6 protein-coding genes and 1 tRNA gene are annotated in these 6,463 nt (G+C 48.9%); 5 read left to right on the top strand and 2 right to left on the bottom strand.

Going from position 1 to position 6,463, the window contains the following annotated elements:
* Nucleotides 1-76: transfer RNA gene (locus BLT32_RS01520), tRNA-Glu, on the top strand.
* A gap of 48 nt (nucleotides 77-124) precedes the next feature.
* On the opposite strand, the gene BLT32_RS01515 is transcribed toward BLT32_RS01520, so the two are convergent.
* Nucleotides 125-742, bottom strand: coding sequence for an arylesterase (locus BLT32_RS01515; protein WP_053952538.1), 618 nt, complete (start codon nucleotides 740-742; stop codon nucleotides 125-127).
* Nucleotides 743-745: 3 nt separating this feature from the next.
* Between BLT32_RS01515 and BLT32_RS01510 the strand changes: the two genes are divergently transcribed.
* From BLT32_RS01510 to BLT32_RS01495, 4 genes are all read left to right on the top strand, one after another.
* A complete protein-coding gene (locus tag BLT32_RS01510) occupies nucleotides 746-1,426 on the top strand; it encodes an ABC transporter ATP-binding protein (RefSeq protein ID WP_053952537.1) in 681 nt (226 codons plus the stop codon).
* Entirely contained in the window at nucleotides 1,416-3,920 is a 2,505-nt protein-coding gene (locus BLT32_RS01505; protein ID WP_053952536.1) for an ABC transporter permease, read from the top strand. The genes BLT32_RS01510 and BLT32_RS01505 overlap by 11 nt, the downstream gene beginning before the upstream one ends.
* 33 nt (nucleotides 3,921-3,953) lie before the next feature.
* The gene (locus BLT32_RS01500; protein ID WP_053952535.1) at nucleotides 3,954-4,844 is read left to right on the top strand and encodes a TIGR01777 family oxidoreductase; all 891 of its coding nucleotides are present in this window, start codon (nucleotides 3,954-3,956) and stop codon (nucleotides 4,842-4,844) included.
* Between the two features lie 64 nt (nucleotides 4,845-4,908).
* Entirely contained in the window at nucleotides 4,909-5,316 is a 408-nt protein-coding gene (locus BLT32_RS01495) for a septal ring lytic transglycosylase RlpA family protein (protein WP_053952534.1), read from the top strand.
* Nucleotides 5,317-5,328: 12 nt separating this feature from the next.
* Here the strand turns inward: BLT32_RS01495 and BLT32_RS01490 are convergent, their stop codons facing one another.
* The gene (locus BLT32_RS01490) at nucleotides 5,329-6,453 is read right to left on the bottom strand and encodes a DSD1 family PLP-dependent enzyme (RefSeq protein WP_053952533.1); all 1,125 of its coding nucleotides are present in this window, start codon (nucleotides 6,451-6,453) and stop codon (nucleotides 5,329-5,331) included.
* Between the last annotated feature and the right edge of the window lie 10 nt (nucleotides 6,454-6,463).

Here is a 6,463-nt window from a genome sequence, read left to right as displayed (position 1 = left end):
GTCCCCTTCGTCTAGAGGCCTAGGACACCGCCCTTTCACGGCGGTAACAGGGGTTCGAATCCCCTAGGGGACGCCATTTTTAAGGACAACACACCAACCGCCCGCAGGCGGTTTTTTTGTGCCTTTATTTTGCTAATTCCAATAAGTAGGGCTCTAAAAAGTCAGCAATTTTGGGCTGCGCTTCAGCGGTTGGGTGAATGCCATCGTTCTGCACATTATCTGGATTGGTCGCTATCTGCTCCATAAAAAAGGGCACTAATTTAACCCCTTCTTCTTCTGCAACCTCTTTAAATACCTGGCGAAACTGTTCAGCAAACCTCTGGCCATAATTCGGTGGCACCATAACCTGACTCAATGCCACTTTAACGCCTTGTTGCTGCGCTTTATCGATCATTTGTTTTAAGTTTGAACGAACTGTGTTGAGGTCAAAGCCTCTAAGTCCATCGTTACCACCTAATTCAATAAATAATGCATCGGGTTGGTGACGCTCTAAAACGCTTTCTAAGCGGCTTAAGCCACCACGAGTGGTTTCGCCACTAATACTGGCGTTTATGATGTTAATATCGGGGTGAGAGCTGTTCCACCGGCGGTCGAGTTCGGCCACCCAGGTTTGCTCCTGTGAAAGGCCGTAACCAGCGCTTAGGCTGTCACCTAAAACGACAAGTGAGACATTTGCGGAAACACTGCGTATAACTAACAACAGTGATAAAAATAGACACGTTTTCAAAAGGAAGTTTTTCATTTTATGCTCATTCAAGCTCAACAACTGGAAAAAACCGTAGACACCTCTGAGGGTCCATTACAGATTTTGCAGCCAATTAACGTCAGTATCAATGCTGGCGAGACTGTTGCCATTGTCGGCGCGTCAGGCTCCGGTAAATCAACGTTATTGTCGCTGCTTGCGGGGTTAGACCTCGCATCCTCCGGAGAGGTTCTTATAGAGAACGAAAAACTGAGCGAATTGGATGAAGAGCAGCGCGCGAAAGTTCGTGCTGACAAAGTTGGATTTATTTTTCAGTCGTTCCTATTGGTGCCAAGCTTAAGTGCTCTGGAAAACGTCATGCTACCGGCTGAACTGGCCGGTCATAAAGGCGCAGAGAAGGAAGCCCGCGAACTATTAGCCAAAGTTGGGCTGGAAGATCGCTGGCACCATTACCCGAACCAGCTGTCAGGTGGTGAGCAGCAACGTGTTGCCATTGCGCGGGCATTTGTCGGCCAGCCGAAAATTCTGTTTGCTGATGAACCTACCGGTAACCTTGATGCAAAAACCGGTGGTAAGGTCGAAGAATTATTATTCGACCTCAACAAAGACTACGGCACAACGCTGATTATGGTGACACACGATCAGCAGCTGGCGAAGCGCTGCCAGCGCGTGTTGCAAATGGAAGCAGGGCAGTTATCGGAGGCAGCACAGAATGTGGCATAAAATTTCGTTTCGTTTGCTAAAGCAGGAGCTGAAACGAGGCGAGCTGACAATTATGGCGCTGGCAATTATTTTGTCGGTGACCGCTGTATTGTCTCTTTCTATATTCAGTGATCGCTTACAAGCCGGGCTCACCGAGCGTAGCAGTGAGTTTTTAGCGGCTGACCGTGTATTGAGCTCACGCCGTGATATACCTCAGGAATGGCTGGACCAAGCCGGACAAATGGAGCTGCAAACTGCCTGGAAAGTCGTGTTTAACTCCATGGCGTTTTCTGGCGAAAACATGACCTTGGTCGATGTCAAAGCTGTCAGCGACGGTTACCCGTTACGGGGTGAGCTCGAAATCGCAGACCAGCCGTTTGGACAAGGTTACGTGGCTGAAGGACTGCCTGCTGCAGGCGAGGCTTGGGTGGCATCACAGCTGTTTCAGGCTTTACAGCTGGATATTGGTGACTCCATTGAAGTGGGTAACAGCAGTTTTAAAGTGACTAAAGTCGTCACTTACGAGCCTGATGTCGGTTTCTCGGTCTTTACTGACAGCCCAAATGTCATTATTCGCCATTCTCAACTAGAAGAAACGGGGCTCATTCAACCGGGTAGCCGTGTGCGTTTTAACGTATTAATGGCTGGGGAACCAGGCGCTATTGATTCGTACGAAGACTGGCTGTTACCTCGGCTTAATGACGACACGCATAGCTGGCGCAGTATTGAAGATGGTGATAGCCCGTTGTCACGTTCATTAAACCGTGCTGAGCGCTTCATGATGTTGGCAAGCTTATTGGGCGTGGTGTTAGCCGCTACCGCTGTTGCTGTGGCTGCGCAACGTTATTGCCAGCGAAACTACGATGTCGTTGCCATTTTTAAAACGCTGGGCGCAGACAAAAAGCAGATTCGTCGTATCTTTTTACTTCATTTGCTACTACTTACAGCTGCGAGTGTGGCGGTAGGTATGGCGCTTGGCTGGGCTATTCAATATGTGGTTATTGAATGGGTTGCACAGAAACTGGATGCGACCTTACCTCAAGCCGGATGGCAGCCTTACGCATTAGCCGGAGCGACAGGTGTTATCAGTGCGGTTATGTTTACCCTGTACCCATTGTTTAGGCTGGTCTCGATTCCTCCTTTGCGTGTATTGCATCGTCAGCTAACAGCGGGTAACGCCATTCGTTGGCTGCAGTGGGTATTAAGCGGAGGCACCATTTATGCCTTGTTGGTAATTTACAGTCAGCAATGGTGGCTATCGACCGCCTTGTTTGCCGGTGGTGCCGTTGCCGCTGTTATCTTGCTAGGACTAGGACGCTTATTCATATCTGCGAGCCGCAAAGCGGGTATGCAAGCAGGCAGCAGCTGGCGCCTCGCAATGGCTGGCCTGCAACGTCGGGCAGCGCAGAATAGTGTACAAATGTTGAGCTTTTCAACGGCGATTATGTTGCTGTTATTAGTCATTGTTTTGCGCAACGACTTACTGGAAGACTGGAAACGGCAGTTGCCAGCAGACGCTCCGAACTACTTTGCCATTAATATTGCCCAGGACAATGTGGATGATATGCAGGCAATGTTCGAGCGCGAAAATATTCCGTCGACTGATTTGTACCCGATAGTTCCTGGTCGCTTAACTCACATTAATGGTGAAAAGCTGCGAGATGAAGTCACCAAGGAAGATAGTGATGAAGACGAAACAGAACGACGGGAAGGTATTGGTCGAGAGTTATCACTGACTTGGCGCGATAGCTTACCACCGAACAACGAGTTAACCGCCGGTGAGTGGTGGGGAGAAGACGCCAAACCTCAGGTCTCTGTCGAATTGAATGTATCAGAGCGACTGGATATTAAAGTGGGTGATGAACTACGCTTTAACTTAGGTGGCGAAGTCTTCACGGTGCCGGTCACCAGTTTGCGAAAAGCCGACTGGAATACCTTACAGCCTAACTTTTACATGATATTCAATACGTCGACACTAGAAGACTTTCCGGCGACTTATATCACCAGCTTCAGACTTGGTGAGGAACGTAAAAGCGAACTCTATGAGCTCTTTAAACCTTTCCCACAAACGTCGTTGATTGATCTGGACGCTATGATTGATCAGATACGAGAAGTCATTGGGCAGGTGAGCTTAGCCATTGTGTTCGTACTGGTGCTTGTAATTATTGCTGGTGCGTTAGTGCTAGTGGCGCAAGTACAGGCCAGCATGGAAGAGCGCCAGAAAGAGCTAGTGATTCTGCGCACGTTAGGCGCGCCCGGTAAGTTATTAAGTCGCAGTATTACCTATGAATTCCTGGTGTTGGGGGCTATTAGTGGGTTAATAGCCACGTTGGCGATGGAAATATCCTTGTTCATATTGCAAAACCAGGTGTTTAACATGACGCCGGTAATTCATTGGAAACTATGGCTTGTAGGACCGCTTTGCGGAGCCTTGGCTGTGGGTATTTTAGGTCGTTTGTCATGTTATCGCCTAATTAAACGCAATACAGCGCAACTTATTCGCAAGCTCGCGTAAGTTTGCGCCAGTGATCGACTCAGGAGGTGACCGATGAATATTTTGATGACGGGAGGTACTGGCCTAATTGGCTCCGCGTTTATTCGCACGTACCAAAGTGAGCACAAGTTTACGGTCACCACGCGCAACAAAGAGCGTGCCCGGAAATTAATGGGCGACGATGTCACTTTACTGTCCTCGGTCGACGAGGTGGTAGATATTGGTCGATTTGACGCTGTTATTAACTTGCAGGGGGAGGGTATTGCCGACAAGCGCTGGAGCGATTCCCGCAAACAGGCGTTAAAAGACAGCCGCTGGCAGGTTACCGAAAAGCTGGCGGCTATGATTAAGGGTGCCGAAACGCCTCCTAAGGTATTTCTGAGCGGCTCTGCGATTGGCTATTATGGCCCGCGAGACTCTTCGCCGGTAAACGAAGAGGGCAAGCCCGAGCATACGGATTTTGCAGTGACGCTATGTCAGGAGTGGGAGCGCAGGGCTTTAGCGGCTGAAAAGGCCACTCGCGTTGTTTTACTTCGCACAGGCGTCGTGCTGGCAAAAGGTGAAGGTGCGTTAGCGAAAATGCTGCCGCCTTATAAATTCGGTTTAGGCGGACCTTTAGGTGAAGGTAAGCAAATGATGTCCTGGATACAGCTTGAGGACATGATTCGGGCAATACAGTATCTACTGGAGCACGATAACTTAATGGGTCCCGTGAACATGACCGCTCCGGGCCCTGTTGCCAATGAAGCTTTTAGTCGTACTTTGGCGTCGGTACTGAATAAACCGCACTTTATGAGAGTGCCTGCATTTGTGCTTAAACTTGGTTTGGGGGAAATGTCTTCGATGCTACTTGAGGGGCAAGCTGTGGTACCGGACAAACTGCGCAATCATGGTTTTGAGTTTAAGTATCCGACGGTGCGCGAAGCTTTTCAGGTGAGTGTGTAAATCTTTACGGGGTCTTTTTATTTCCTTAACGGACACTGCTTTCGGAACTCAGTAAGATTAAGGAATGAAAACTAAAAACACACACTCCGTAAAAAAGTTCATGCTTGGCGCCAGTTTATTGATGCTGGTGCTGAGTGGCTGTAGCTCCATTCCGGCGAAGAGTCCCAATAACTTAATTGGCAAACAAGAGTCCGGAAAGGCGTCGTATTACGCCATGAAATACCAATTCAGGACCACAGCCAGTGGTGACCGGTATAACCACTTCGCAGACACCGCCGCTCACAGAACCTTGCCATTTGGTACCAAAGTTCGAGTCACCAATATCGCTAACAACAAAAGCGTCGTGGTCAAAATTAACGACCGTGGACCTTTTATTGACGGCCGGATCATCGATTTATCCCGCTCCGCGTTTGGCGAAATCGCTGACTTGGACGTCGGTATTATTGAAGTGACTACTGAAGTAATTCGATAAGGTTTACGATATTTACCAACCCATAATCCTTTGCCAGGTGTTATGTGAACCGTCACTCATGAGTATATGGTAAAGCGGATGCATGGCGGCGGTTGCACAGGCGTGGTTGGGCAATATGCGCAATTGCGAGCCAACGGGAAAGTCTTCTGGTTGGTAAGCTTCGGTTAATTCGATAACGCCGTGCTCTTGCGATGTGCTGTTAACGCACAATTCAGTTAAAACAGAGCCGTCTTGTCTACAGACTTGTCCGTAGCCAAAATCTTTACTCTGGCCTGCGGTGCCGCGATCACGCGATAGTGCCATCCAGCCGCTGTCTGTCAGTACCCATCCTTTCTCTTTGTTGTGTCCGATAATGGTTGTTACTACCGACATGGCGATGTCTGAAAAGTCGCACACACCGATGTTTTTCATGACCAAATCGAATGTCGTGTAAACGCCGGCACGCACTTCGGTAATATCACTAAAGTCTTCGCCATAATGCGCAGTTGGTGTTGAACCGACGCTGGTTATTGAACAATGAATGTTAGACGCTTCCAATCGGCTTTTAGCGCTGCGAACCGCATCACACTCTCGCTTAGCGAATGCTTTTAAAGCGTCTGCGGTATTACAACCGTATGAGCCACCGGCATGGGTCATAAGTCCGGTAAAGTGTCGACCAAGTTGCTGCGCAATATCAATAAGCTCGGGCGCTTCGGGCTTAATACCACCGCGATGATCATCACTGTCTATTTCAATAAAAACGGAAAAGTCCTGTTGGTGTTTTTGTGCAAAGTCACTTACTGCCTTTGCCTGCGCCATATTATCGAGCAGTATATGTAGGTTAATACCGCGCTTACGTAGTTGAGCGACGCGTTCCAATTTTGCCGGTGCAATGCCTACGGCGTAAAGTAAGTCGGTGTAGCCAGCGTTTGCGTAGGCTTCAGCTTCTGCCAGTGTTGACACTGTGGCTGGCCTGGTTTTATCCGCGAGTAAGTAATCGGCGGCCTCTAACGTGCGCAATGTCTTCAGGTGAGGACGTAGGTGACCTCCCAGTGATTCAACCCGGTTTTTCAAATGCACGATATTGCGCTTTAGAATGGCTTCATCAATCAGCAAATATGGCGTATCAAGGGTATCTATCCACTGAGGTACTGTCATTTAATCCTCC

Source organism: Idiomarina zobellii (genome assembly GCF_900100855.1).
GTDB classification, from domain to species: Bacteria; Pseudomonadota; Gammaproteobacteria; order Enterobacterales; family Alteromonadaceae; genus Idiomarina; species Idiomarina zobellii.
The sequence above is the reverse complement of the archived record's forward strand: the minus strand, read 5'-3'. Positions and strand labels throughout refer to the sequence as shown.